Here is a 23,788-nt window from a genome sequence, read left to right on the forward strand (position 1 = left end):
TGTTTTCGTTGGCTGTTCGACGCACTCGGGTTGCGCGATGGGAAAACCCGTGGCATGATGTTCGAGTTGCCTGACGAGGTCAAGACCTCGGAAGGAAACAGACTGGCGGATTTCCCAAGCGGTCAAAGGGAGCTGACTGTAAATCAGCCGCTTCGTGCTTCAGTGGTTCGAATCCACTATCCGCCACGCCCCGATAGCTCAGTGGTAGAGCACTTCCTTGGTAAGGAAGAGGTCGTGAGTCCAATTCTCACTCGGGGCTCTCTGGCGGGGTAGCTCAGCTGGCTAGAGCGTACGACTCATAATCGTAAGGTCAAGAGTTCGAGCCTCTTCCTCGCTACAAATCGCGCCCACCAACCGGTGGGCGCATATTATACCTAGGAAAACACAGAGGTGAATGACAATGGCTAAGAGCGCCGACATCCGTCCGGGCATCACGCTGGCCTGCACCGAGTGCAAGGAGCGTAACTACATCACGACGAAGAACCGTCGTAACACGCCCGACCGTCTCGAGCTGAAGAAGTTCTGTGCGCGCTGCGGCAAGCAGACCGTGCACCGCGAGACCCGCTGAGCGTATTTCGCGTTGAGGAACCCGGCCCATGCGGCCGGGTTTTTTCGTATTGTCAGACGTTTTCCGTGTCGTTCATGCCTTCGTGGCGGGCGAGCCACGCGCATCGCGGATAGGATAGGCAGCTATGACCAGTTTTGCAGAGATCACCACGATCGGTGTGGGCGGCGAAATCGCCCGTTTCGTCGAGCCGACCACGCGCGTCGGCGTCATCGAGGCCGTTGAGGGGGCCGACGAGCATGGCCTGCCGTTATGCGTCATCGGCGGCGGTTCCAACATGCTCGTCTCCGATGAGCCGTTCCCGGGCGTCGTCGTGCGCGACGCGCGTCGCCGCATCACCGTGCCCGACGAGGCGGCGCCCGTCGAGGGCGACGACCGCACCGTGCACGTGAACGCGGAGGCTGGCGCGAACTGGGATGATTTCGTCGCCTTCACCGTCGAACTCGGTTTGGAGGGCGTCGAAGGCCTGTCCGGCATCCCCGGCACGGTGGGCGCGTCCGTCGTGCAGAACATCGGCGCGTACGGTCAGGAGGTCGCCACGTCGGTCGAATCGGTGGAGGTGTGGGATCGCGAGACGAAGACGACGCGCGACCTGACCCCGAACGACCTGAAGTTCGGCTATCGTTCCTCCGCGTTGAAGTCGAGCATGTATGCGGCTCCCGCCACGCCGGCCGACCGGTTCTTCCCGACGCCGCGCTATGTGGTGTTGTCCGTCACGTTCGCCCTGCGGCACAGCGCCGAGGGCACGGTCGGATTCGGCCAGCTGGCGAAGGCGCTCGGCGTCGAGGTGGGCGCGCGCATGGCCACGACGGCCATCCGCGACGCGGTGCTCAAGGTCCGTGCGTCGAAAGGCATGCTTGAGGATCCGACCCGCTACATTCAGCCGGTCATGTCCGACACGAAGCGCGAGGAGAACATCATCGCCGATCTGAGGCGTCTCGCCGCCGCCGGCGCTTCGAGCGTCGAAGCCGGTTCGGGACTGCCCGCTCCCGACTGGAACCGTCACAGCTGCGGCTCGTTCTTCATGAACCCGATCCTGCCCGAGGCCGATGCGGCGCGTCTGCCCGAGGACGCGCCGCGGTTCGCCGCCACGCTGCCCGACGGCACGCCCGGCGTGAAGACCTCCGCCGCATGGCTCATCGACCATGCCGGATTCCACAAGGGATTCGCGGTGACCAAGGCCGATGCCGCCGATGTCGATGCCGGCACCGGCGCCGGCGCCACACCTGCCGACGCGCCGGCGAGCCTGTCGACGCTGCACACGCTCGCCCTGACGAACCGCGGAACCGCCGCGGCGGCGGACGTCGTCGCCCTCGCCAAGACCATCCAGCAGGGGGTGAAGGAACGGTTCGGCGTGGCGCTCGTGCCCGAACCGGTGTGCATCGGCATCGACCTGCGTCCCTGACCGTCGCCCCGGTTGAGCGCCGCCTGCCGCGGAATACGGGCGGTGCCACATGTGGCGTGCGTCCCGCATGTGGGGAAAGGATCTTCGCAATGCAATCCGGTGGGCATATACTATGCCGTTGAACCTAACCGGAGAGCAAGAAGGCCCTACACCATGCAGATATTCCGAACGAAATCCGTCGAGCAGACCATCGCCGAAACCGGCGAAGAGGGTCGCACGCTCAAGCGCAACCTCACATGGTGGGACCTGTCCATCATGGGCGTCGCCGTCGCCGTCGGCGCCGGCATCTTCTCCGTGGGCGCGCAGGCCGCCGCGTTCCATGCGGGGCCGGCCGTCATCATCAGCTTCCTCATCGCCGGCGTCGTGTGCGGCGCGGCCGTCATGTGCTACGCCGAGTTCGCCTCGATGATCCCGGTGGCGGGTTCTGCGTACACGTTCACGTACACCACCGTCGGCGAGGTCGTCGCGTGGATCATCGGCTGGGACCTCATCCTCGAGATGATGATGGCCGGCTCGGTGATCTCCAAATACTGGGGCGTCTACCTCGACGACTTCTTCCACCTCATGGGCTGGGGCGTCGACACGAACCTGACGTTCGGCTCGTTCCACATCGACATCGCGCCGATCATCATCGTCGCGTTCTTCACCACGCTGCTCGTGTTCGGCACGAAGATCGGCGCCCGCGTGGATGGCGCGATGACCGTCCTGAAGATCGCGATCGTCCTGTTCGTCGTGGTCGTCGGATTCTTCTACGTGAAGATGTCGAACTTCACGCCGTTCATCCCGCCGAGCCAGCCCGCCGACTCCCTGCCCGGCAGCTCCGTCGCCGCCGACGTGCTCAACCAGCCGCTGTGGCAGTGGGCGACCGGCATGGTCCCGAGCGTGTACGGCGTTCCCGGCATCCTGTCCGGCGCGGCGCTCGTGTTCTTCGCGTTCCTTGGCTTCGACGTGGTCGCCACCGCCTCCGAGGAGACCGTGAACCCGCACCGCAACGTGCCGCTCGGCATCGGCGTGGGCATGGGCCTCATCATCGTGATGTACATGCTCGTCGCGTTCGTCACCACCGGCATGGTCTCCTACAAGGATCTCGCCAAGCAGGACAGCCCGTCGCTCGCCACCGCGTTCGAACTGGTCGGCGCGAACTGGGCGGCGAAGATCATCAGCTTCGGCATCGTGCTGGGCCTGGCCACCGTGGTCATGGTGCTGCTGCTGGGGCTCACGCGCATCGTGTTCGCGATGAGCCGTGACGGCCTGCTGCCGCGCGGCCTGTCCAAGACCGGCAAGCATGGCACGCCGGTCGCGCTGCAGATCGGCGTCGGCGTGGTCGTCGCGCTCGTCGCCGCCTGCTTCGACATCGGCGTGCTTGCCGACATGGTGAACATCGGCACGCTGTCCGCGTTCACGCTGGTCGCGATCTCCGTGCCGATCATGCGCGCCCGCCGCCCCGAACTGCCGCGTGCGTTCAAGATGCCCGGCAACCCGTGGGTGCCGATTCTCATCGCCGTCGCCAACCTGTGGCTCATGCTCAACCTGTCCGTGCTCACCTGGCTGCGGTTCGTGGTGTGGCTGGTCATCGGCTTCGCCATCTACTTCGGCTACGGCTACTGGCATGCGCGCCTCGGCAGGGGCGCACTCACCGAGCAGCTCTCCGAGGAGACGGACAAGGCCATCAACACCGACTGACGTTCCGGCGTCATCGGAATCCATCGGAGCCATCGTGCGGGGACGGTTTGACAGAGTGTCAGACCGTCCCCGCACGCGCCTAGACTTGACGGTTAGCAAACTCACGGAGAACGTGTTCTAAGGAGAATCCCATGCCGTACGTTGTCGCCCAGCCTTGCGTGGACGTGAAGGACAAGGCCTGCGTGGACGAGTGCCCGGTCGACTGCATCTACGAGGGCGATCGTTCCCTGTACATCAACCCGAACGAGTGCGTCGACTGCGGCGCCTGCGAGCCCGTGTGCCCCACCGAGGCCATCTTCTACGAGGATGATCTGCCGGAGGAGTGGGCTTGGTACAAGGACGCCGCCGCCAACTTCTTCGCCGAGGTCGGCGATTTCGGCGGCGCCTCCGCGCACGGCCCGATCGGCAAGGACCCCGAGCAGGTCGCCGCGCTGCCCCCGCAGAACCAGGACTGAACCGCGGCATGGGCTTCCATACCTACTCCTCGCCCTACGACTGGTCGCGCATCGCCGGCTACAAGGCGACCGCGAACGCCGTCGAGGGTGGCATGATCGACCTGTCCGTCGGCTCGCCGGTCGACCCGGTGCCCGCCAGCGTGCGTGACGCGCTCGCGGCGGCGGCGGACGCGACGAACGCGCACGGCTATCCGGCGACCATCGGCACGCGCGACCTGCGCGACGCGATCGACGGCTGGTTCCGCCATCTGCGCGGCGTGGATCTGAAAGCCGTCAACGCGGCCGTCGTGCCCACCGTCGGATCGAAGGAGGGCGTCGCGCTGATGGCGTCGCTGCTGCACCTCGGTCCCGGCGACGTGGTCGTCCAGCCGAAGGTCTCCTACCCGACGTACGAGATTGGCACGCAGCTGGCCGGTGCCACCGTGCTCAAAGTCGATGACGTCGCCGACGTGGACTCGTGGCGCGAGGTGCCGGGCGTGAAGGCCGTGTGGGTGAACTCGCCGTGCAATCCGTCCGGCGACGTGCTCGGCGCCGACTGGCTCGCCGGCATCGTCGCCGCGGCGCGCGCGATCGGCGCAGTCGTCCTGTCCGACGAATGCTATGCGCTGATGGACTGGCGCGGCGCGCGTGCGGCCGATTCCAACGAGCCCGCCGCGGCGGACGCGTTCAGCCTGTCCGCCACGCCGTGCGCGTTGAGCCCGCAGGTGTGTGAGGGCAGCGCCGACGGCATCCTCGTGCTGTACTCGCTGTCCAAGCAGAGCAACATGGCCGGCTATCGTACGGCGCTCATCGCCGGCGACTACCGTCTCGTCACCGAAATGGCCGAATACCGCAAGCAGATCGGCGAGATCATCCCCGGTCCCATCCAAGCCGCCATGGCCGCGGGACTGCGCGATGTCGAAGCGGTGCGCATGCAGTGGCAGCGCTACCATACGCGTCTCGCGAAGCTTGTCGCCGCCCTGCGCGCATACGGGTACGATGCGGCGATGCCGTCCGGCGCGCTCTACGTGTGGGTGAAGGCCAAGTCCGGCGACTGCTGGGCGGACATGGCCGATCTTGCGAAGCTCGGCATCATCGCCAGCCCTGGAGAATTCTACGGTGCGCCCGCGTACCTGCGCTTCTCCGCCACCGCCACGGACGACGCCATCGACGCCGCCTGCGCGCGTCTCACGTCCTGAGGATTCCGGCTTCTACGCGCCGAACCGTGCCGCACCCTTGCCGAACCGTCTGCGCACCTCGTCCAACGCGCTTTCCGCGCGCCGCCGCCGGTCCGAGCTGGTGCTCGCGTCGGCGCTCGTCGCCTCCTCGATCATGTCGTCCAATGACGGCTGGACGGCGGCACCACGTGCCTCGGCCAATCCGCTCGCACTCATGCCCGCTAGTCGGATGAGCTTCGGCAGCGGCGTGTCGGGAGCGGCGCCGCTGTCGAAGCCGCGGCCGACACGCCTGACGTTGTCCCCGTTCCTCGAGCCGGCTGATGTGCTGCCGTTCGCAGCCGTCATGCCGAGCATCTCGTGCAACAGCCGCACGCATTCCGGATACATCGCGCTCGCCGTGTCCACCGGGCGCTCCAGCGTGCGCGATTTCGTCCGGTAGCTCAGATCCGCGAACCGCAGCTTCACCGTCACCGTGCGCGCCACGAACCCCTTGCGTCGCAACGTGGATGCCACGTCGTCGCACGCTTCGCGCAGCAGACCGAGCACCACGCGCTGATCGGTGGTGTCCCTGAGCAGCGTCTCCTCCGAACCGACCGACTTCTCCTCGCGTACCGGCGTGACCGGACGTTCGTCGAGCCCGCGCGACGCCATCCACAATCCGCGCGCCGCCGCAGCCGAACCGGTCGCCCGTTCCAACGCGTCCGGGCTCATCGCAGCCAGGGCGGCCACCGAATCCACACCCCACGCGTTGAGCCGATGCTCCAACGATGGGCCGATACCGGGAATGCCGCGCAACGGCATCATCTGCACGAACTCGGCGGAACAGGCGGCGGGGATGAGCAGCATGCCGTTCGGCTTCGCGTTCGTCGACGCCATCTTCGCGACGAGCTTGTTCGCCGCGACACCCACCGAACAGGTCACATGGAAGCGTCGCTCCACTTCGGCGCGGATCCACGCGCCGATCGCCGTCGGCCGCTTCCATGCGAGCAGCGCGCCCGAGACGTCCATGTAGCCCTCGTCCACCGACACCTGTTCGACCCGATCGGTCACGGCATGGAACACCTCCGTCATGATGCGGTGGGAGATGGTGCGGTAGTAGCGCATGTCGACGGGCAGGAACACGCCGTCCGGGCACAGCTGGCGGGCGCGGGAGGCGGGCATCGCCGAGTTGATGCCGTAGCGGCGCGCCTCGTAGCTGGCCGCGGACACCACGGAGCGCGGCCCCGTGCCGATGATCACCGGCTTGCCCTTGAGCTCGGGGTGTCGCGCCACCTCAAGCGAGGCGTAGAACGCATCCATGTCGATGTGCAGCACCGTGCATCCGGTCTCGTCATGCCCCCAATCGCGTTTCGCGGCGGCCAGTCTCGGTGCGGTGCTCATACGGCCATTGTAGGTGCCGTCGCGGGGCTCGTGCTCGCCCGACTCGACCCGCTTGCGCCATCCGGCATTGCGTCGGGCTCGTGCAGTGAATCAGCCGCTTCCCGGTGGAATTGGTGAAACTGGTGTGATTCACAGGCGTGTCGCGCGAGGGGCCTGCCGATTGCGGGGATGTTACCGCGCACTATGCCTGCATGGCCAAGTTGTAATTTCGGGGATTGCGGATATGCGTCTACACTGGGATACAGCACTTATACAAAGATGTTTTACATAAGTGTGCGCGGCGGTGGACGTCGCGAGCGGCTCCGGCGAGCGTCAGTACTGACCGGATCCCGATGCCGCTTCGGCGGCATCGCTCTCGGGGGAGATGCCATTCGGTGTCTCCCCTTTTTGTCCTTCCTCCCGCTGGCGGGAGGTGGCGCTTCGCGCCGGAGGGTGGTCACGGGTGGTGTGGGGCTATGGGGAACGTGATGTTCTAGGGTTTCCGCGTGTGGTGTCGGATTGGTGAATCGTGGGACGTGGAATGCCGGGGCCCCGTTCCTTCCTCCCGCTGGCGGGAGGTGGCGCTTCGTGCCGGAGGGTGGCCGCGGGCGTGGAATGTCGGGGGATTCCGGTCCTTCCTCCCGCTGGCGGGAGGTGGTGCTTCGCGCCGGAGGGTGGTCACGAGTCGGTAGAACGATGCCTGAGCGTCACAAATCCCGGAGAACAACGCCTTCGTCCGGGATTTCTGACGCTGGGCCCGCTCCCAGCCCGCCCCAGCGCTCCCAGCGTCCCGGATTCGGGAAACGGGCGGCTTCGTCCGTAATCCGGGATGCTGGGCCGTTCCCAGCGTCCCAGATTCCGGAGATAAGCGGCATCATCCGTAATCCGGGATGCTGAGCCTCTCCCAGTGTCCCGGATTACGGACGATAGGGTCGTTTTCCCGAATCCGGGACTCCGGGCGGCGGGGGCGTCCCGGATTACGGACGAGGCCGATCGCCTCCGGAATCTGTGACGCCGGGAACGGCCGTCTGGAGTGATGCGGCGGCCGGCTCTGGGTTTGGGGACGTTCTCGGGCTCCACACGCTGCGCCGATCCGCCCCCGGGGGCTCCGCACAACATTGCGACAACATTGTGCGGGGAACGTGCCACGGAACCATGATGCCCGTGACGCCGCACCGGTCCGCGCCGCGGGGTGCGGCGATGCTTCACTACGGCATGCGGGGATTGTGTTGTGGAGCGGGGGTGCGCCACAACAGGGTTGCGGGCGGCGGTTCGTGGGAGTTGTGGCGCGATTTAAGGGGTCGTCCGCTCCACAACAGGAGCGGGAACCGGGATTGCGGGGAGTTGTGGCGCGGTTTACGGGCCGGGGACGCCGAAAACGAGGGTTTGTACGGGGGTTGCGGCGGGACGCCGCTCCACAACAGCGTGCGGGGATCGTGTTGTGGCACGGTGGTGTGCCACAACTGGGTTGCGGGAGGTGGTTCGTGGGAGTTGTGGCGCGATTTGAGGGGTCGTCTGCTCCACGACTCGCGGTGGGAACGATACCGGCGGCTGTTGTGGAGCAGGCCCGCTCCACAACAGGGACAGGACCCGGGATTGCGGGGAGTTGTGGCGCACTTTACAGGCCGGGAACGCCGGAAACAGGGGTTTGCACGGGGGTTGCTGCGGAATGCCGCTCCACAACAGGCTCTCCGGCACGTGTCGTGGAGCAGGACCGGCCGGAACACGGGGCACAGGGAGCCGCGCGCCGCGCGCGTCCGCCGCACACACCCCGAAAACGTCCGGTCCCACGCTCGAACCGACCGGCCCCTGACCGAACCGACCGGCCCACGCCTGGAACGACCGGCCCAGCAGTGACGAACGCACCGGATTCCGGCTTGCAACCACCCTCCGGCGCTGCGCGCCACCTCCCGCCAGCGGGAGGAAGATGAAAATCACAACCGCGCGAGGCCATACACACCATAATGCGAAGAGTCACATTTGTTGCCACTCTGTTTACCACCTAACGCGCCGCTATCTATGCATTGATACGCGCCATCGCGCGGACGGCAGGGGAGCGCGACAATGGCCCGGAACCGTTGGAATTTGTTACCCCACTAGGTACCCCACACCGTCCCCATAACCACGCGCCATTACGCACCATCGCGCGAACGGCCGGCGAGCGCGTCAGCGGCCCGGAACCGTTGGAATACCGCCGTTTGCGGTATGAAAAAAGGGATTCACGATAACCCGTGAATCCCTTGGTCGCGGAGTGAGGGGGATTCGAACCCCCGAGCCGCTCAAAGCAGCTAACACCTTAGCAGGGTGCCCCTTTCGGCCACTCAGGCATCACTCCACATTGTGCCATGAACACAACAGCATGTAACTATACACCATGTGATGGATATGACCCGCCGTGTCTAGAAAATTCCAAAGGAAATTCCCAAAAAACGGGTGCTGTGGTTACGGAATGCTGCTGCGAGAGGCGGCATCTGCGTGTGGCAGCTCGTACAAACCCAAAGTGCGAAGAACCTGGAGACCCTACTCCGGCGCCGCCTTGCGCGACATGCTTGGCACACTTCCCTGCATGCACGTAGGCGGAGCCGGAGGTACGCCATTGTCCGTCCGTCTCCTGCCGGCCATTCTAGTCCAACCGTTTTCGCGACACCCGCCGGCGGAGAGGCAAATCAATCACCGGCCGGCGCGCCCGTGTGGACATTCCGCGAATGATGACGTGTACCGGCGATACCCTCGTACTTGGGAACATAGGAGAACCCGCCGCCGCAGGAACCACAGACACCGGGAACACAAGGAACACCGAGGGACCTCAAGGGTCCAGGAGCCCGGAATCCCACGGCGACGAAAAAAGAAGACAGGGAGGCCTCGGCCATGAAGCACATCAACGGTGAGGGACGACACGCGTCGTTGTCCGAAAGATCACCGCGCGTCACGCTCGCCATCGTTGCGGCGATCGTCGCCTTGCTGGCGGTCGCGCTCGGCGTGGGCGCGTGGGCGGCGTCCACGGGCAGACTCGGATTCGGTGGTGCCGGTGCGAACGGCGACGCCGGCGCGAACGTCGCTTCCGGTTCCACGCTCGACAAGACGACGGCGGCCCCGAAGCCGGCCGCCGAGCATCACGGCAATTCCCCGGACTGCCCGGACACGGACTGCATCTCGATGCTCGTCAACGGCGACCTGCTGTTCCATGAGGGTCTGTGGGAGCATTTCGCCGGCTCGAACACGGCCGCCACCGACGGCACCGCGTTCAACTTCGACCCGTTGTTCGCACCGATGAAGAAGTACATCCAGGCCTCCGACATCGCCGTCTGCGAGTTCGAGACGCCGATCGCCCCGCGCGGCGGCCCCTACTCCGCCTACCCGATCTTCAACATCCCGCCTGAGGTGGCGGACGCCGCCAAGCATGTCGGCTACAACGCGTGCACGCACGCGACCAACCATTCGTGGGATCAGGGCGCGGACGGCATCGCCCGCCTGTGGGACACGCTCGAATCGGAGGGCATCGCGCAGACCGGCTCGTACAAGACCGAGGCGGATTCCGTCAAACCGCTCGTCATCGATTCGCCGACCGGCGGCGGCAAGCTGGGCCTCGTCACCGGCACCGTGTCGCTCAACGGCATGACCGCCGACCAGGACTGGCAGGTGGACCGTCTGCGCGAGAGCGGCGACCCGCATCATGATTCCGACATCCAGCGCGCGGTCGACAAGGCGAACAAGGCGCGCGAGGAGGGGGCCGACGTGGTCGCCATCTCCATGCACTCGGTGCAGGAGTATCTCGACGACGCGGATTCCTGGCAGGTGTCCGAGGCGCATGAGCTGGCGGACACGGGCGCGTTCGACGTGATCTACGGCGCCGGATGCCATTGCGTGCAGCCGATCGAGCACTACAACAACACGTGGATCATCTACGGCACCGGCAACGCGGTCACCGTCACCTCGTACATCCCCGGCAACGAGGTGAACAACCAGGGCATGACGGCGCGCATCCAGTTCGCCGGCAAGAAGGGCGTCAAAGGGTCGTGGCGCGTGAACCGCATCGACTGGCTGCCCACCGCGAACATGCGCCAGGGCCAGTACGTGTGGTGTCCGATCTCCTCCGACCATCCGGACGGCACCTGCTGGAACGACGCGGAGGACGCGAAACAGCGCCAGCGCATCTCCGACGTGATCTACAAGATGGGCGCCGATCCGAACGTCGTGCGCGAATGGAACATCACCGCCGAGCAACAGGCGAAACAGGCGAACCAGTGACGTCGCGACCGTGCCGCCCGCGCTAAGGTAGGCTCCATGACCATGCCGCACACGTCATCCACCACGCCATCCACCGCATCGCCGTCCACGCCGCATACGCCATCGCCGATCATCCTCGACACGCAGCCGGAACGCACCGACCTGCCGCTCGTCGTCATGCCCGCCGTGCTCGCCTCGATGATCGCGCCGCTCTCCGCGCAATTGGAGCGTCTGCACGACGTCGCCCGCGTGCGCATGTACGGCGACTTCACCGAGGACGAGGACCTGATCGCCGAGCGCACGGCCGGCGCGAGCATCATGCTCAACGGCGGCCCGCACATCTCCGACGCGCTGCTGCGGCGCCTCAGCGCGAACGGGCTCAAGTGCATCGTGTTCTCCGGCACCGGCGTCGCCAGCTACATCGATCTGGCGCTCGCCCGCGACCTCGGCATGCGCATCTGCAACGCCGTCCACTACGGTGACGCCGCCGTGGCCGAGCACACGTTCGCGCTCTTGTTCGAGCTCACGCGGCACGTCGGCGCGCTCGACGCGGGCATCAAGGCGGGCGGCTGGTCCGGTCCGTTCGCGGACGGCATGCAGCTCGCCGGCCGCCGTCTCGGCATCATCGGCCTCGGCGGCATCGGCGGCGCCGTCGCGCGGATCGCGCGGGCGCTCGATATGGACGTGTCCGCATGGTGGACCGGTCACACGCCGGTCGACCGGTTCACGCGCTACGGCGTCACGCCGGTCGACGACCTCGGCGCGCTCATCGCCGCCTCGGATGTCGTCACCGTCCACCTGCCGCTCATCGACGGCGTGACGCGCGGCATCATCACCGCCGACCATCTCGCGCGCCTCAAGCCCGGCGCATTGTTCGTCAACACGGCGCGCGCCGAGGTCATCGCGCCCGGCGCGCTCGCGGCGAGACTCGCGCGCGGCGACGTCCACGCGGCGCTCGACGTGTTCGACAAGGAGCCGCTGCCCGCCGACGACCCGTTGCGCGCGATGGACAACGTGATCCTCACACCGCACGTCGCGTGGCGCACCGACGGCGCGTTCGCCGACCTCACCCGGCAGATGGCGGATGCCACGCTCGCCTACCTCGACGGCCGCGACGTGAACGTCATCGTCTCCGAGCACGATCGCGAGGCGTGATGCGGACGATCCTCGACCCTACCGACCAGCCCGCGCACGACGCGTTCGTCGAGAAGAAATCCGAGTTCATCGGCGACGCCGCGCACGTCGCGACGCTCGACGAGGCGCTCGCCTTCGTCGAGCGAATCCGCGAACAACATCCGAAATCCCGCCACGTCGCCTACGCGGCCGTCTGCGGCGGCGCCGACGGCCGCGTGGCGGAACGCATGAGCGACGACGGCGAGCCGTCCGGCACCGCCGGCAAGCCGATCCTCGACGTGATCCGCGCGAACGATCTCACGGACTGCGTGGTCGCCGTGACGCGGTATTTCGGCGGCATCCTGCTCGGTTCCGGCGGACTCATCCGCGCGTATTCGACCGGCGCGTCGATCGCCGTGAAGGCGGCGCGGCAGGCGGCGATCGTGCCGTGCCGGCGCTACCTCGTCGCATTGCAGTACCCGCAGCTCAAACGGTTCCAGCAGATCCTCGCCTCCGTGCACGGCACGCAGTCCGACGAGACGTACGCGGCCGACGTGACGCTCGTCGCGTCGCTGCCGGTCGACGACGCGCCGCGATTCGAGGACCTCGTGCGCGAGACGTTCAACGCGACCGTCACGCCGGAGCCGATCGACGTGGTGAACCGCGCGGTCGCGCAGGACTGACGCCCGCGGTAGGCTGGGGCGCATGAGCGACACCGATTTCGAGCCGTTGACCGTCACCTACGAGCATCTGCGCCACAGCGAGGATTCCGCCGAGCTGTCCGAATTCGCGCGGCGCGAACTGCCCGACCGCGCCGACCAGGCCGCGTTCTCGCGCGCCACCGCACTGCTCGAAGCGGTCGGCGGCAACGCGCACACGCCGGTCGAGGACCGCATCTTCCTCGCCGAGACGATGCCGTTCCCGAACGTGCTCGTCAAGCTCGCCGCCGACCCGGAACCTGACGTGCGCAAGGCCGTCGCCGGCAACGAAAGCGACAAGAACTGGCTGGTCGGCCGGCTCACCAAGGATCCGGTGCCCGAAGTGCGTGACGCGGCGCTGCGCAACCCGAAGACCTCGTGGAAGATGCGGCTCGAAGGCGCGCAGAACCCGGAGGTGGACGCGGCCACGCTCGCCTTCCTCGCGACGCTCGGCACCGAGATCGAATCCGGCGCACCCGCCGTGCTCTCCTCGATGGTCCGCCGCGCGGTGGCGCTGAACCCGAACACCACGCCGGAGACCCTGGCGAAGCTCGCCGACGACCCCTCCGCCGAAGTACGGCACGCGGTGGCGAAGCGTCGCGCGCGCGAGTAGTGTACGACATCGCCCGTGTGAACCGCATGTGTCGGCGTTTTCTCCACACCGGCGTTACACTGGGAGGCATGACTGAGAGAACGGAAAGCGCAGAGCGGCTCGCCCGTCCGCTGATTCGACTGGCCAAGCTGGTGGGCATCGGGACCAGCTATGTGGGGATGAGCGACGACTACCACGAGATCGAGGACGATGTCCTGGTGGATCTGCTCGCCGCGCTGGGCATCGACGCCTCCGGGGACGAGGCGATCCGAGGCTCCATCAAGCACATCCGCGACGCGCGTCGCAGCCGTCTCGTGCCGCCGACCGTGCTGCACACGGTCGGCGAGGAGTCGCGCGTGCTCGTCAACGGCGGCGTGTTCGACCTGCCGAAGGCGACCATCACGCTCGAAGGCGGCAAGGACTACGGCAAGCCGCTCGCCTACGGCCCCGGCGACGGCTCGAAGGCCTACGTGCTCAACGACCGGTTCATCACCACGTCGTCGGTCGTCATTCCCGCCGACCTGCCGGCCGGCTATCACACGCTGCATGTCACGGTGGGCAATCGTACGCAGGACGCCACGCTGATCAGCGCGCCGGCGCGTGTCGAACTGCTCGACGAGATGAAGAGCGGCCACCTGTGGGGATGGATGGCGCAGCTGTACTCCATCCGCTCCGGCAACTCGTGGGGCGTGGGTGATTTCCAGGATCTCGCCGACCTGCTCAAGGACGCGAAGAAGCACACGGGCGCCGACTTCACGCTCATCAACCCGGTGCATGCCGCCGAGCCGGTCTCCCCGCTGACGCCGTCGCCGTATCTGCCGATCTCCCGCGGCCTCGTCAACTTCACGTACATCCGCCCCGAGGCTATCGAGGAGTACCAGCTGCTCGGCAAGGAGAGCCTCGCGCAGGTCGAGGAGCTGCACGCCTCCGTCGAACCGCTCAACGGCGACGCGCAGGTCGTGGACCGCGATTCGATGTGGCGCGCGAAGATGCACGCCCTGTGGATCATCTTCAAGCTCGGCCGCTCCCCGGAGCGCCAGAAGGCGTTCGCCGACTTCTGCCAGGAGGCCGGCGACGATCTCGAAGGCTACGCCACCTGGTGCCTGTGCTACGACAAGTGGGGTGCGCCGACCCGCGAACTGGGCAACTGGGAGCAGAAGTACACCAAGGATTCCCCTGAGATTCAGGCGCTCAAGCAGCAGTTCCCGGACACGCTCAACTTCTACCGCTGGCTCGAATGGATCGCCACCGAGCAGCTCGACCGCGCACAGCGCGAGGCCCGCGAGGCCGGCATGCGCATCGGCCTCATGGCCGACATGGCCGTGGGCGTGCACGCGCTCGGCTCCGAAGTATGGTGGCATCCGGAGAACTTCGCGAAGGGCGCGACCGTCGGCGCCCCGCCGGACATGTTCAACCAACAGGGTCAGGATTGGAGCCAGCCGCCGCTGAGCCCGATCGCCCTGGAGAACACCGGCTACGCCCCCTACCGCAACCTCGTGCACAACATGTTCGCCCATGCTGGCGCGGTGCGCATCGACCACATCCTCGGCCTGTTCCGCCTGTGGTGGGTACCGGCCGGCCGCAAGCCGGTGGACGGCGCCTACGTGCACTACGACTCCGAGACCATGCTCGGCATCCTCGCGCTTGAGGCGTCCCGTGCCGGCGGCGTGGTCGTCGGCGAGGATCTGGGCGTGGTGCCCGACTATGTGGCCGATTCGCTGTCCAAGCACGGTCTGCTCGGATGCGCGGTCGAATGGTTCGAGCAGCGTGACGGCCGGTTCCGCGCGCCCGCCGACTGGCGTCCGTACGCGCTCGCCTCGGTCAACACGCATGATCTGCCGCCGGCGGCCGGCTACCTCGAACTGGAGCATGTCGAGCTGCGCGAGCGCCTCGGTCTGCTCGACGGTCCCAAGGAGGACTTCGAGCGCGCCGCGATGAACGAGCAGAACGCCATGCTGGAGATGCTCGTGCGCGAGAACTATCTCGACGCGGACTTCGCCGACCATCGCGAGGCCCATGAGCAGGACATCATCGAGTCGCAGTACCGTGCGCTCAAGGGCTCGCCGTGCAAGCTGCTCGCCGCCTCCATCACCGATGCGGTGGGGGAGAAGCGTGCGCAGAACCAGCCGGGCACCAACAACGAATACCCGAACTGGCGTATCCCGCTCGCCGATGCGAAGTGCGACGTGGTCCCGCTCGAAGGACTGTTCGAACGTGAGTCGGTGCAGCGTCTCTCTTCGATTATGAATGGATGACGACGGCGTACGCCGATGCGATGACCGGAGCCCCGCGCCTGCATGGTTGCGGGGCTCCGTCGTACCCGGCGACACGCCCGGGCCGATGTCAAGCCCGGCGATATACTAGTGGATTGTTGTGTTTCCCTAAGGGGTCCTTCAAAGCGCTTTCCCACTCGCCATCGAGGACTTTCAGGGAGCCCACGGATAAAGAGGTCTGAAGCTTGTCGGATGGCGCGCCCTAACCAAGCGCACGCCGATCAGCCGAAGCCCGGAACACAATAGTGAAAAGGTAGATACAGTGAAGACTTTCACTCCGAAGCCAGCTGATCTGACTCATGACTGGTACATCGTCGATGCCACCGACGTGGTGCTTGGCCGTCTCGCCTCCCAGGTTGCGACCCTGCTGCGCGGCAAGAACAAGCCGACCTACGCGCCCCACGCCGATTCCGGCAACTACGTTATCGTCATCAACGCCGACAAGATCGCGCTGACCGGTAACAAGCTGGGCAAGGAACTGTACTCGCACTCCGGTCGTCCCGGCGGCCTGCGTCGCGACAAGTACTCCGAGCTGCTGAAGAACAAGCCGGAGCGCATCATCACCTCCGCCGTCAAGGGCATGCTGCCGAAGAACCGTCTTGCCAAGGTGCAGCTCGGTCGTCTGCGCGTGTTCGCCGGCTCCGAGCATCCGCACGCCGGCCAGAACCCGCAGGTCTTCGAGATCCAGCAGGTTTCTCAGCAGGCTAAGTGAACCGAAGGGAGATAGAGAACATGGCTGAAAACACCAACAACTCCGCGGTTCAGGAAACCGAAGAGGAGCTCACCAGCTACACCACCGAGACCAACGCCGGCGCCGGCACCGGTACTTCCGCGATCGAGCCGGGCTACGGCACCGGCCGCCGCAAGGAAGCCGTCGCCCGTGTCCGCCTGATCCCGGGCTCCGGCAAGTGGACCATCAACGGCCGCACCCTGGAGGAGTACTTCCCCTCCAAGCTGCTGCAGCGTGAGGTCAACTCCCCGATCGTGCTCCTCAAGCTCGAGGGCAAGTTCGACGTCGTCGTCCTCGTCGACGGTGGCGGCACCACCGGCCAGGCCGGCGCCATCCGCCTCGGCGTGGCCCGTGCGCTGAACGCGATCGACCGCGACGCCAACCGTGCCGAGCTGAAGAAGGCCGGCTTCCTGACTCGCGACGCCCGCGTCGTCGAGCGCAAGAAGGCTGGTCTCCACAAGGCCCGTCGCGCCCCGCAGTTCTCCAAGCGTTGATTCGTTTGGGCTCTGCCCAACAACGAAGGAACCCCGTCACCGTTCATCCGGTGGCGGGGTTCCGTCGTTTTATGGTGGACGGCCATGGCGGGTCGGCCGTTTGCGCGGCCCACCCGCCTGTGCCGTGATCAGCTCAACTGTTTCATCAGCGTGATGCTGAGTGCCGGGAACGTCCACACGTTCGTATCGGTTTCGGCGCCGGTCGTCGCCTGTTCCGCCGCGGTGTCGACGGGGGAGGAGTGCTGCGGTTCCGACTGTTGCTGAGGTTCGGGCGTCGCTGCGTTCGGCGACGACGCGCCCGTCGAAGCGGAGTGGGACGCGGATTGCGCGGATTGCGAGGATTGCGCGTGCGCCCCTCTCGCACCGGTCGCGGCGGCCACGGCGTGCGCCGCCTGCTGGGGCGCCGGGGCATGACGGTGCAGCGCCCTCTCGGCTGCGGCGCGCGCCTCCGCACGGGCAATCGCGGCCATATCCGCGTCGAGCGCGTCGGAGAGCTGACGTGCGGTGGCGCCATCGGTCTCACCCTGCTGCATCCGTTCGACCAGATTATGAATCTGGCTGCTTTCGGGCACACTGACCGTCCACACGGTCTGTTGCCCCTCCAGCTTGAGGTTCTCGACGGTGGTGCCGTGACCGGGCATATGGCCGGTGCTTTCCGCCGAACACCATGCCGGTGTCCACGCGTTGTCGGCGGGCAGACGGAACTGACGATCCTCCGGAACGCCGTTGATGACGATGAGGATGTCGGTCTCGCTCGCATCGAGCAGCTGCATCGCGAAGCTGCGCTGCCCCAGGTCGAACCAGTCGCGTTCCATCGGCGTGGTCCCGTTCGGGAGGAACCATTGGATGCGGCTCGACGGCTTGAGCAATCCCAGCTGCGTGAGCCTGGTGAAGAAGCCCTCCTGATGGTACAGGTCGAGCGACTTGCGCAGCGCCACCAGTTTCGAGACGGTCTCCAACCGGTGCATATGCCAGCTTTTCTCCGGCTGGTACAGCCAATCCCATTTGAGATAGCTGATCGGGCTGTCCTGACAGTAGGCGTTGTTGTTGCCGTCCTGCGAGTTGCCGAATTCGTCGCCGGCGAGCATCATCGGCGTGCCGAGGCTGAGCAGCAGCGTGCCGAGCATGTTCATCGCCGCGCGTTCGCGTCGCGCCACGATCGTCACGTCATCGGTCTCGCCTTCCGTACCGAAGTTCGCGGAATGGTTGACGTTCGAGCCGTCGTTGTTGTTCTCGCCGTTCGCCTCGTTGTGCTTGTTCGCGTAGCGGGTGAGATCGGTGAGGGTGAACCCGTCATGGCAGGTGACGAAGTTGATCGACGAGGCGGCGCCGCGGCCCGGATCGGTGGCGAACAGGTCGGCCGATCCGCACAGGCGCGTCGCCATCTCCTGCATGCCGATACGGCCGACGCGTCCGCCGCTCTCCACGTCGGTGAGCCAGAACTGGCGCGACGTGTCGCGGAAACGGTCGTTCCACTCGGCGAACGGCACGGCGAACTGTCCGGTGCGCCATCCGAGATTGCCCAGATCCCACGGCTCCATGATGAGTTTGAGGTTGCCGAGCAGCAGGTCGGCGCGCAGCGCGTACAGGAACGGGTGATGCTGGGTGAACTCGCCGTTGAGGCGGGCGAGCGAGACGCCGAGGTCGAAGCGGAATCCGTCGATGCCGATGCGTTTCGCCCAGTAGCGCAACGAGTCGATGGCGAACGTGACGACGTGCGTGTTCGTGAAGTCGAACGTATTGCCGCAGCCGGTCGTGTCCTCCAGGCGGCCGATGTTGTTCTTCTGGCGCCGGTACGTGGAGATCGCGTCGAGTCCGCGCCAGCAGACCGTCGGTCCTTCCACGCCGCCTTCGCATGAATGGTTGTAGACCACGTCCATGATGACTTCGAAGCCCGCTTCGTGCAGGGCGCGCACCATGTCGATGACTTCCTGGCGCACCGCCTCCGCGCCGGCCTTCTGTGCGGCCTTCGTGGCGTAGGAGGGTTCGGGGGCGAAGAATCCGAGCGTGTTGTATCCCCAGTAGTTCACGCGGTCGCGTTCCTGGAGGAACACCTCCGGCTGTTTCGCCTGGATCGGCAGTAGCTCGATCGACGTGACGCCGAGCCCCTGCAGGTAGGCGAGCGTGGTCGGGTGGGCGAGACCGGCGTAGGTGCCGCGCATCTCCTCGGGCAGCCACGGCGCCTGCGCGGTGAATCCCTTGACGTGCAGCTCGTAGATGACGGTCTTGCTCCACGGGATGTGCGGATGATCGGGATCGTCGTCGTGCTTGGTCTTGTCGCGGTCGTCGATGGCGACGGACAGCGGCATGTGACCGAGCGAATCGACGGTGCTCATGTTGCCGAACGCGGAACCGTGGACGCGGTTGTCCACCACCTCGCATTCGTAGGAGAAGGCGGCGGGCGTCAGTTCCATCTTCCCGTCGATGCCCTTCGCGTACGGGTCGAGCAGCAGTTTGTACGGGTTGAAGCGCACGCCGTGGCGCGGATCCCATGCGCCGTCGACGCGGAAGCCGTAGCGCATGCCGCTCCACGCCTTCGGAATGTGTACGTACCACAGGCCGTAGTTGGGGCCCTGCATGCGGAACAGCGTCTCGCGCACGTAGAGATCCTCGAGGATGCGCATGCAGACGGGGAATTCGCGGATCTGATCGACGAACGGTACGTTCGGCACGTCGAACAGTCGGATGGCGTCCTGGTAGAACGCGGACGGATCGTCCAATGATTCGATGACGCTCAGCCACACCTGATCGGCGGTCTCGGACCGGACGACGACGTCCGCGCCGCCGTCCTCGGTGAAGTAGAAGCCGGGGCGGGTGGCGTAGCGATGCAGTGGTGGGTTTCTCATACACCCATTGTAGGCGTGTCTGGTTTTCACCGGGAACGCCGGTGGTTTCCTGTGCGGCCGCAGGTGCGGCAGCGGAGTCGATGGTGAGGTTGGTCATGAGAATGGCGACGTATGCGGCTGTGTGCGCGGTCTGTGGAATTGGCGGAATTCCAGGCGACACGCCGATTGCAATTGGTTTTAGAAAATGAATTTGCAAAACATGGGAAAAGAAGTTATAGTGTGTATCAACACCTCGCAGGGAACGCGGGGATGAACGAAACTTCAACACCGTCGGTGACGACGGAAGAACAACAACAAGCAAGGCCTTCGCAGTCGAAGGCGTGTAGAAAGGAATCATCATGAAGGCACTCGTGCTCACCGGCGTCAAGCAGTTCGAGATCCAGGACCTGCCCACCCCCGAGATCGCGCCGAACGAGGTGCTCATCAACACCGCCTACGCCGGCGTGTGCGGCACCGACCATGACCTGTATGCGGGCCGTCCGGGCTCCGCCGCCGCCGTACCGCCGATCGTCCTCGGCCATGAGAACTCCGGCATCGTCGAGGCCATCGGCTCCGAGGTCACCAACGTCAAGCCCGGCGATCGCGTCGCCGTCGACCCGAACATCTACTGCGGCCAGTGCGAGTTCTGCCTCACCCAGCGTCCGGAGCTGTGCGACCACCTGTCCGCCGTCGGCGTGACCCGCAACGGCGGTCTCGCCGAGCAGTTCACCGCCCCGGCCACCGTCGTCTACAAGCTGCCGGACAACGTCACTCTTAAGGACGCCGCCGCCATCGAGCCGATCTCCTGCGCCGTGCACGGCGTCGACCTGCTCAAGCTCAAGCCGTACCAGAAGGCCCTCGTCATCGGCGACGGCTTCATGGGCCAGCTGTTCGCCCAGATCGTGCAGGCCTACGGCGTGCACCAGGTCGACCTCGCCGGCATCTTCGACGAGAAGCTGCAGCGCAACCAGGAGCTGTTTGGTGTGAAGAACATCTACAACACCACCCGCGAGTCCATCCCCGAAGGCGCCTACGACGTGATCATCGAGGCCGTCGGCCTGCCTCAGACCCAGGCCCAGGCCGTCGCCGCCGCCAACAAGGGTGCCCAGGTGCTCATGTTCGGCGTCGGTCCGCAGGAGGCCCACTTCGAGATGAACACCTACGACATCTACAAGAAGCAGCTGACCATCCAGGGCTCCTTCATCAACCCGCTCACCTTCAAGGACGCGATCAGCCTGCTGGAATCCGGCAAGATGAACGTCGACCCGCTCATCAGCCACGAGCTCGAACTCGACGAGGTCCAGGACTTCCTCGACGGCAAGATCAAGGGTGTCTCCAAGGCCGTCGTCAAGCTCGCCCACTGATCCCTTACGCCTCGGCCCCCGCTGGCGGGGGCTCCTGGCGGAGCCGGGTGGGGTGGTTCGCCGCCCCGCTGCTCCGCATCACACAGACTTGGCCGCCGGTTTTCCCCTTTTTCCCGGCGGCCATTACACTGTTGCCGTAAGACGGCTCCTATTCGACAACGACGTTTATGTAGGGACTATCCATGATTCGCTTCTTTGAAAAGTTCGGCATTCCCCGCGTGCTGCTCCTCGGTTTCCTCGCCGTGGCCATCTTCATGACCGGCGACGGCTTCGAGCTCACCTTCCTGTCCAAGTACATGGTCGATCAGGGCTTTACCGCGGCGCAGGCGTCCGGCCTGGTCACCGTCTACGGTCTGTTCGCCGCACTCGGCGGTTGGACGGCCGGTGTGCTCGCCGAGATGTTCGGCGCTCGCCGCGTTATGATGTTCGGCGCCTGCTGGTGGATCGCCGTTCACCTGGTCTTCCTGGGACTCGCTTTGCCCAGCGGCATCTATCCGTTCATCCTCGCCGTCTACGCGGTGCGCGGCATCGGCTACCCGCTGTTCATCTACTCGTTCGTCGTGCTGATGGCGCAGTACATCACCCCCGCCCGTCTCGCCTCCGCCACCGGCTTCTTCTGGACCTGCTTCTCGCTGGGCATCGGCGTGTTCGGCGCGTATCTGCCGAGCTTCATCATGCCGCACTTCGGTGAGTACCGGACCTTCTGGTTCGCGCTGCCGTTCTCGATCGTCGGCACCATCATGTGCTTCCTGTTCGTGCCGAAGAACAAGGTCGTCAAGGGTGAGGGGCTGAGCACCAAGGAGAAGCTGAAGGAGCTCACCGACGGCGCCACCATCCTGTTCACCAACCGCAAGATCGCCATCTGCGCCATCATCCGCATCATCAACAACCTGCTGCTCTACGGCTTCCCGGTCATCATGCCGCTCTACCTGTGCACCACGAAGTACGGCGGCATCAACATCTTCAAGACCGAGGAGTGGATGCGCATCTGGGGCTTCGTGTTCGTCGTCACCCTGATCTTCAACACCTTCTGGGGTTGGTTCATGGACCGCTTCGGCTGGGTGTGGCCGATGCGCTGGTTCGGTTGCGGCGTGCTCGCCGTCGGCTCCGTCGCCTTCTACTACATCCCGCAGTGGTTCGGCGCGAACGCGCTGATGATGATCATCGCCTCCATCATCGTCGGCATCGGTACCTGCGCGTTCTCCTGCCTGCCGACCATCATGACGCTCGAAGCCCCCGGCAAGCAGGGTGCCGCACTCTCCGCCTACAACCTGGCTGCGGGACTCACCACGTTCGTCGGTCCCGGCATCGCCACGGTCCTGCTGCCGTCGATCGGCATCGAAGGCATCTGCTGGACGTACGCAGCCCTGTACGTGGTGGCGCTGCTGCTCACCTGCACCCTGCACCCGAAGCAGCCCGGCTTCGACGAGAAGGGCCACCGCATCAAGGAAACGAAGACCGAGACGGCGGAGTCTGCGATCGCGGCCTGATCGGCAACGAAATACCAATGATCGATCATTCGGGCGGCATGGCGTCGGCCGCGCCGCCCGAATGACGGATTATCCTGAACCTGTCGAGACAATCGAATCAACCATCACCATTCAAAGGAGAATCATCATGGCCAAGAAGATGACCGAATTCACCACCGACTTCCAGCACTCCGGCATGATCGCCAAGGACCTGGACGAGACCATCAAGTTCTACACCGAGACGCTCGGCTTCGAACTCGCCGGCCTGTTCCACAACGGTGAGAACCGTTGCGCCTTCCTGCGCTACGGCCACCTGACCATCGAGACCTGGGAGGGTGATCCGGCCCCGCTGACCACCGGTGCGATCAACCACTGGGCGTTCGACGTTCCGGATATCGAGGCCGCGTGGGAGAACGCGAAGGAACTCGGTCTGGAGATCAAGGAGGATGAGATTCAGTCCATTCCGAGCTTCTGGGACAAGGGCATCCGCTACTTCAACGTCTTCGGCCCGAACCGCGAGACCCTCGAATTCTGCGAGATCGTCAAGTAACCCGCTCCGCCTCTCCCATCCAACCAACAGTCTGCGCATGGCCGACGCGTTCATCCGCGTCGGCCATGCGCATTCGTGCCTATGGAACGGATTGTATCGCGTGGTGTTGTGGTGGTGTTGGTGGGTGGGCTGGTGTTTCCTCCCGCTGTCGCGTGGTGGTGTGTGGGTGTCGGTGGGTGGTCCGGTGGTGCGAGGTGGGTGTCGGTTGCTGGTTTGGTGGGTGGTGTTGTGGTTGGTGTGTGGTGTCCGTTTGTTTCCTCCCGCTGGCGGGAGGTGGCGCGTAGCGTCGGTGGGTGGTCTGTTTGGGTTGTTATTGTGTGTTTTCGACACGCCGGTGTTTTGGCTTGTTTTTGGGGATTTTGGTGGTGTTGTGTTGGGGTTGGTTTGCGTTGTGGTGGTTGGTGGTGTAAGTTGTTCTTTCGCTGCCGCTGAGCGGTCCGGTTTCTTCCTTCTGGTTGGTTTTCCGGGGTTGTTCGGTGTGTGTGGTGGTTTGAGAACTCAAGAGTGTGTTGTACTACTTACTTCTTTATAGTCAATGATTGCCAGTCCGATGCCGGCTCCGGTTTTTTCTGGAGTGCCCGAGGGGGTTTGAATGGTGTCGGGGTTTTTGTGCGAACCTCTTTCCTTATAAGGGGTTCCGTCTTTTTTCTTTTTGAGAGTCATTTGTTTGGTTCTCTTCATGAAGTTTTTTTGTGGAGGGTTCGATTCTGGCTCAGGATGAACGCTGGCGGCGTGCTTAACACATGCAAGTCGAACGGGATCCTGCCAGCTTGCTGGTGGGTGAGAGTGGCGAACGGGTGAGTAATGCGTGACCGACCTGCCCCGTACT

17 protein-coding genes, 4 tRNA genes and 1 rRNA gene are annotated in these 23,788 nt (G+C 65.3%); 19 read left to right on the forward strand and 3 right to left on the reverse strand.

Translation table 11 applies throughout. From position 1 onward, the window contains the following. Positions 1-104: 104 nt before the first annotated feature. From AC1AYR_RS08660 to dapC, 8 genes are all read left to right on the forward strand, one after another. A tRNA-Tyr gene (locus AC1AYR_RS08660) sits at positions 105-186 on the forward strand. A 1-nt stretch (position 187) separates the two neighbouring features. Beyond that, positions 188-259 (forward strand) — tRNA-Thr (locus tag AC1AYR_RS08665). 4 nt (positions 260-263) lie between these two features. Further along, positions 264-337 (forward strand) — tRNA-Met (locus AC1AYR_RS08670). A 63-nt stretch (positions 338-400) separates the two neighbouring features. Beyond that, the gene (gene rpmG / locus AC1AYR_RS08675; protein ID WP_033508889.1) at positions 401-568 is read left to right on the forward strand and encodes a 50S ribosomal protein L33; all 168 of its coding nucleotides are present in this window, start codon (positions 401-403) and stop codon (positions 566-568) included. Between the two features lie 124 nt (positions 569-692). Then, complete coding sequence (locus AC1AYR_RS08680; protein WP_476511881.1) at positions 693-1,970, forward strand: UDP-N-acetylmuramate dehydrogenase; 1,278 nt, start codon at positions 693-695, stop codon at positions 1,968-1,970. Between the two features lie 153 nt (positions 1,971-2,123). Beyond that, positions 2,124-3,653 carry an amino acid permease gene (locus tag AC1AYR_RS08685; protein WP_476511882.1) on the forward strand — a complete coding sequence of 510 codons (1,530 nt, stop codon included), beginning with the start codon at positions 2,124-2,126 and terminating at the stop codon, positions 3,651-3,653. 131 nt (positions 3,654-3,784) lie between these two features. Further along, on the forward strand, positions 3,785-4,108 hold the full coding sequence (gene fdxA, locus AC1AYR_RS08690; RefSeq protein ID WP_476511883.1) for a ferredoxin: 324 nt from the start codon (positions 3,785-3,787) through the stop codon (positions 4,106-4,108). Between the two features lie 8 nt (positions 4,109-4,116). Further along, entirely contained in the window at positions 4,117-5,286 is a 1,170-nt protein-coding gene (dapC, locus tag AC1AYR_RS08695; RefSeq protein ID WP_476511884.1) for a succinyldiaminopimelate transaminase, read from the forward strand. A gap of 12 nt (positions 5,287-5,298) precedes the next feature. Here the strand turns inward: dapC and dinB are convergent, their stop codons facing one another. Then, positions 5,299-6,645, reverse strand: a complete 1,347-nt coding sequence (gene dinB / locus AC1AYR_RS08700) for a DNA polymerase IV (RefSeq protein ID WP_476511885.1) — start codon at positions 6,643-6,645, stop codon at positions 5,299-5,301. 2,226 nt (positions 6,646-8,871) lie between these two features. Continuing rightward, a tRNA-Ser gene (locus AC1AYR_RS08705) sits at positions 8,872-8,959 on the reverse strand. 533 nt (positions 8,960-9,492) lie between these two features. Here AC1AYR_RS08705 and AC1AYR_RS08710 point away from each other — a divergent pair. The 7 genes from AC1AYR_RS08710 (at position 9,493) to rpsI (ending at position 16,751) form a co-directional block, all read left to right on the forward strand. Further along, positions 9,493-10,872: a CapA family protein gene (locus AC1AYR_RS08710; protein ID WP_476511886.1), complete on the forward strand. Its 1,380-nt coding sequence runs from the start codon at positions 9,493-9,495 to the stop codon at positions 10,870-10,872. Positions 10,873-11,028: 156 nt separating this feature from the next. Then, positions 11,029-12,006 (forward strand): NAD(P)-dependent oxidoreductase, encoded by a 978-nt coding sequence (locus tag AC1AYR_RS08715; protein WP_051922822.1) that lies wholly within the window; start codon positions 11,029-11,031, stop codon positions 12,004-12,006. Beyond that, complete coding sequence (locus AC1AYR_RS08720) at positions 12,006-12,647, forward strand: IMPACT family protein (RefSeq protein WP_034527177.1); 642 nt, start codon at positions 12,006-12,008, stop codon at positions 12,645-12,647. Before AC1AYR_RS08715 ends, AC1AYR_RS08720 begins: the two co-directional genes overlap by 1 nt. Before the next feature lie 22 nt (positions 12,648-12,669). Further along, on the forward strand, positions 12,670-13,275 hold the full coding sequence (locus AC1AYR_RS08725; RefSeq protein WP_476511887.1) for an AbrB family transcriptional regulator: 606 nt from the start codon (positions 12,670-12,672) through the stop codon (positions 13,273-13,275). Between the two features lie 68 nt (positions 13,276-13,343). Continuing rightward, positions 13,344-15,509 (forward strand): 4-alpha-glucanotransferase, encoded by a 2,166-nt coding sequence (gene malQ, locus AC1AYR_RS08730; protein WP_034527181.1) that lies wholly within the window; start codon positions 13,344-13,346, stop codon positions 15,507-15,509. 280 nt (positions 15,510-15,789) lie between these two features. Beyond that, positions 15,790-16,239: a 50S ribosomal protein L13 gene (gene rplM / locus AC1AYR_RS08735; RefSeq protein WP_034527184.1), complete on the forward strand. Its 450-nt coding sequence runs from the start codon at positions 15,790-15,792 to the stop codon at positions 16,237-16,239. Positions 16,240-16,259: 20 nt separating this feature from the next. Continuing rightward, positions 16,260-16,751, forward strand: coding sequence for a 30S ribosomal protein S9 (rpsI, locus tag AC1AYR_RS08740; protein WP_034527187.1), 492 nt, complete (start codon positions 16,260-16,262; stop codon positions 16,749-16,751). A gap of 128 nt (positions 16,752-16,879) precedes the next feature. Here the strand turns inward: rpsI and glgX are convergent, their stop codons facing one another. Next, positions 16,880-19,597 (reverse strand): glycogen debranching protein GlgX, encoded by a 2,718-nt coding sequence (glgX, locus tag AC1AYR_RS08745; RefSeq protein ID WP_051922820.1) that lies wholly within the window; start codon positions 19,595-19,597, stop codon positions 16,880-16,882. 338 nt (positions 19,598-19,935) lie between these two features. On the opposite strand from glgX, the gene AC1AYR_RS08750 reads away from it, so the two are divergent. The 4 genes from AC1AYR_RS08750 to AC1AYR_RS08765 all read left to right on the forward strand — a co-directional run. Beyond that, positions 19,936-20,940, forward strand: coding sequence for a zinc-dependent alcohol dehydrogenase family protein (locus AC1AYR_RS08750; RefSeq protein WP_034527189.1), 1,005 nt, complete (start codon positions 19,936-19,938; stop codon positions 20,938-20,940). Positions 20,941-21,122: 182 nt separating this feature from the next. Then, positions 21,123-22,430: an MFS transporter gene (locus AC1AYR_RS08755; RefSeq protein ID WP_034527192.1), complete on the forward strand. Its 1,308-nt coding sequence runs from the start codon at positions 21,123-21,125 to the stop codon at positions 22,428-22,430. A gap of 127 nt (positions 22,431-22,557) precedes the next feature. Beyond that, positions 22,558-22,959, forward strand: a complete 402-nt coding sequence (locus AC1AYR_RS08760; protein ID WP_034527195.1) for a VOC family protein — start codon at positions 22,558-22,560, stop codon at positions 22,957-22,959. A gap of 689 nt (positions 22,960-23,648) precedes the next feature. Further along, a 16S ribosomal RNA gene (locus tag AC1AYR_RS08765) occupies positions 23,649-23,788 on the forward strand; the annotation flags it as partial.

Source organism: Bifidobacterium sp. LH_417, from assembly GCF_056357035.1.

Excerpts from the sequence above, each read along its gene's own strand:
- AC1AYR_RS08760 (WP_034527195.1), top strand. The coding sequence starts at position 22,558 with ATGGCCAAGAAGATGACCGAATTCACCACCGACTTCCAGCACTCCGGC.
- glgX (WP_051922820.1), bottom strand. The coding sequence starts at position 19,597 with ATGAGAAACCCACCACTGCATCGCTACGCCACCCGCCCCGGCTTCTAC.
- fdxA (WP_476511883.1), top strand. The coding sequence starts at position 3,785 with ATGCCGTACGTTGTCGCCCAGCCTTGCGTGGACGTGAAGGACAAGGCC.
- dapC (WP_476511884.1), top strand. The coding sequence starts at position 4,117 with ATGGGCTTCCATACCTACTCCTCGCCCTACGACTGGTCGCGCATCGCC.
- AC1AYR_RS08755 (WP_034527192.1), top strand. The coding sequence starts at position 21,123 with ATGATTCGCTTCTTTGAAAAGTTCGGCATTCCCCGCGTGCTGCTCCTC.
- AC1AYR_RS08750 (WP_034527189.1), top strand. The coding sequence starts at position 19,936 with ATGAAGGCACTCGTGCTCACCGGCGTCAAGCAGTTCGAGATCCAGGAC.
- AC1AYR_RS08715 (WP_051922822.1), top strand. The coding sequence starts at position 11,029 with ATGCCCGCCGTGCTCGCCTCGATGATCGCGCCGCTCTCCGCGCAATTG.
- AC1AYR_RS08710 (WP_476511886.1), top strand. The coding sequence starts at position 9,493 with ATGAAGCACATCAACGGTGAGGGACGACACGCGTCGTTGTCCGAAAGA.
- AC1AYR_RS08720 (WP_034527177.1), top strand. The coding sequence starts at position 12,006 with ATGCGGACGATCCTCGACCCTACCGACCAGCCCGCGCACGACGCGTTC.
- AC1AYR_RS08725 (WP_476511887.1), top strand. The coding sequence starts at position 12,670 with ATGAGCGACACCGATTTCGAGCCGTTGACCGTCACCTACGAGCATCTG.
- AC1AYR_RS08680 (WP_476511881.1), top strand. The coding sequence starts at position 693 with ATGACCAGTTTTGCAGAGATCACCACGATCGGTGTGGGCGGCGAAATC.
- dinB (WP_476511885.1), bottom strand. The coding sequence starts at position 6,645 with ATGAGCACCGCACCGAGACTGGCCGCCGCGAAACGCGATTGGGGGCAT.
- rpmG (WP_033508889.1), top strand. The coding sequence starts at position 401 with ATGGCTAAGAGCGCCGACATCCGTCCGGGCATCACGCTGGCCTGCACC.
- rpsI (WP_034527187.1), top strand. The coding sequence starts at position 16,260 with ATGGCTGAAAACACCAACAACTCCGCGGTTCAGGAAACCGAAGAGGAG.
- malQ (WP_034527181.1), top strand. The coding sequence starts at position 13,344 with ATGACTGAGAGAACGGAAAGCGCAGAGCGGCTCGCCCGTCCGCTGATT.
- AC1AYR_RS08685 (WP_476511882.1), top strand. The coding sequence starts at position 2,124 with ATGCAGATATTCCGAACGAAATCCGTCGAGCAGACCATCGCCGAAACC.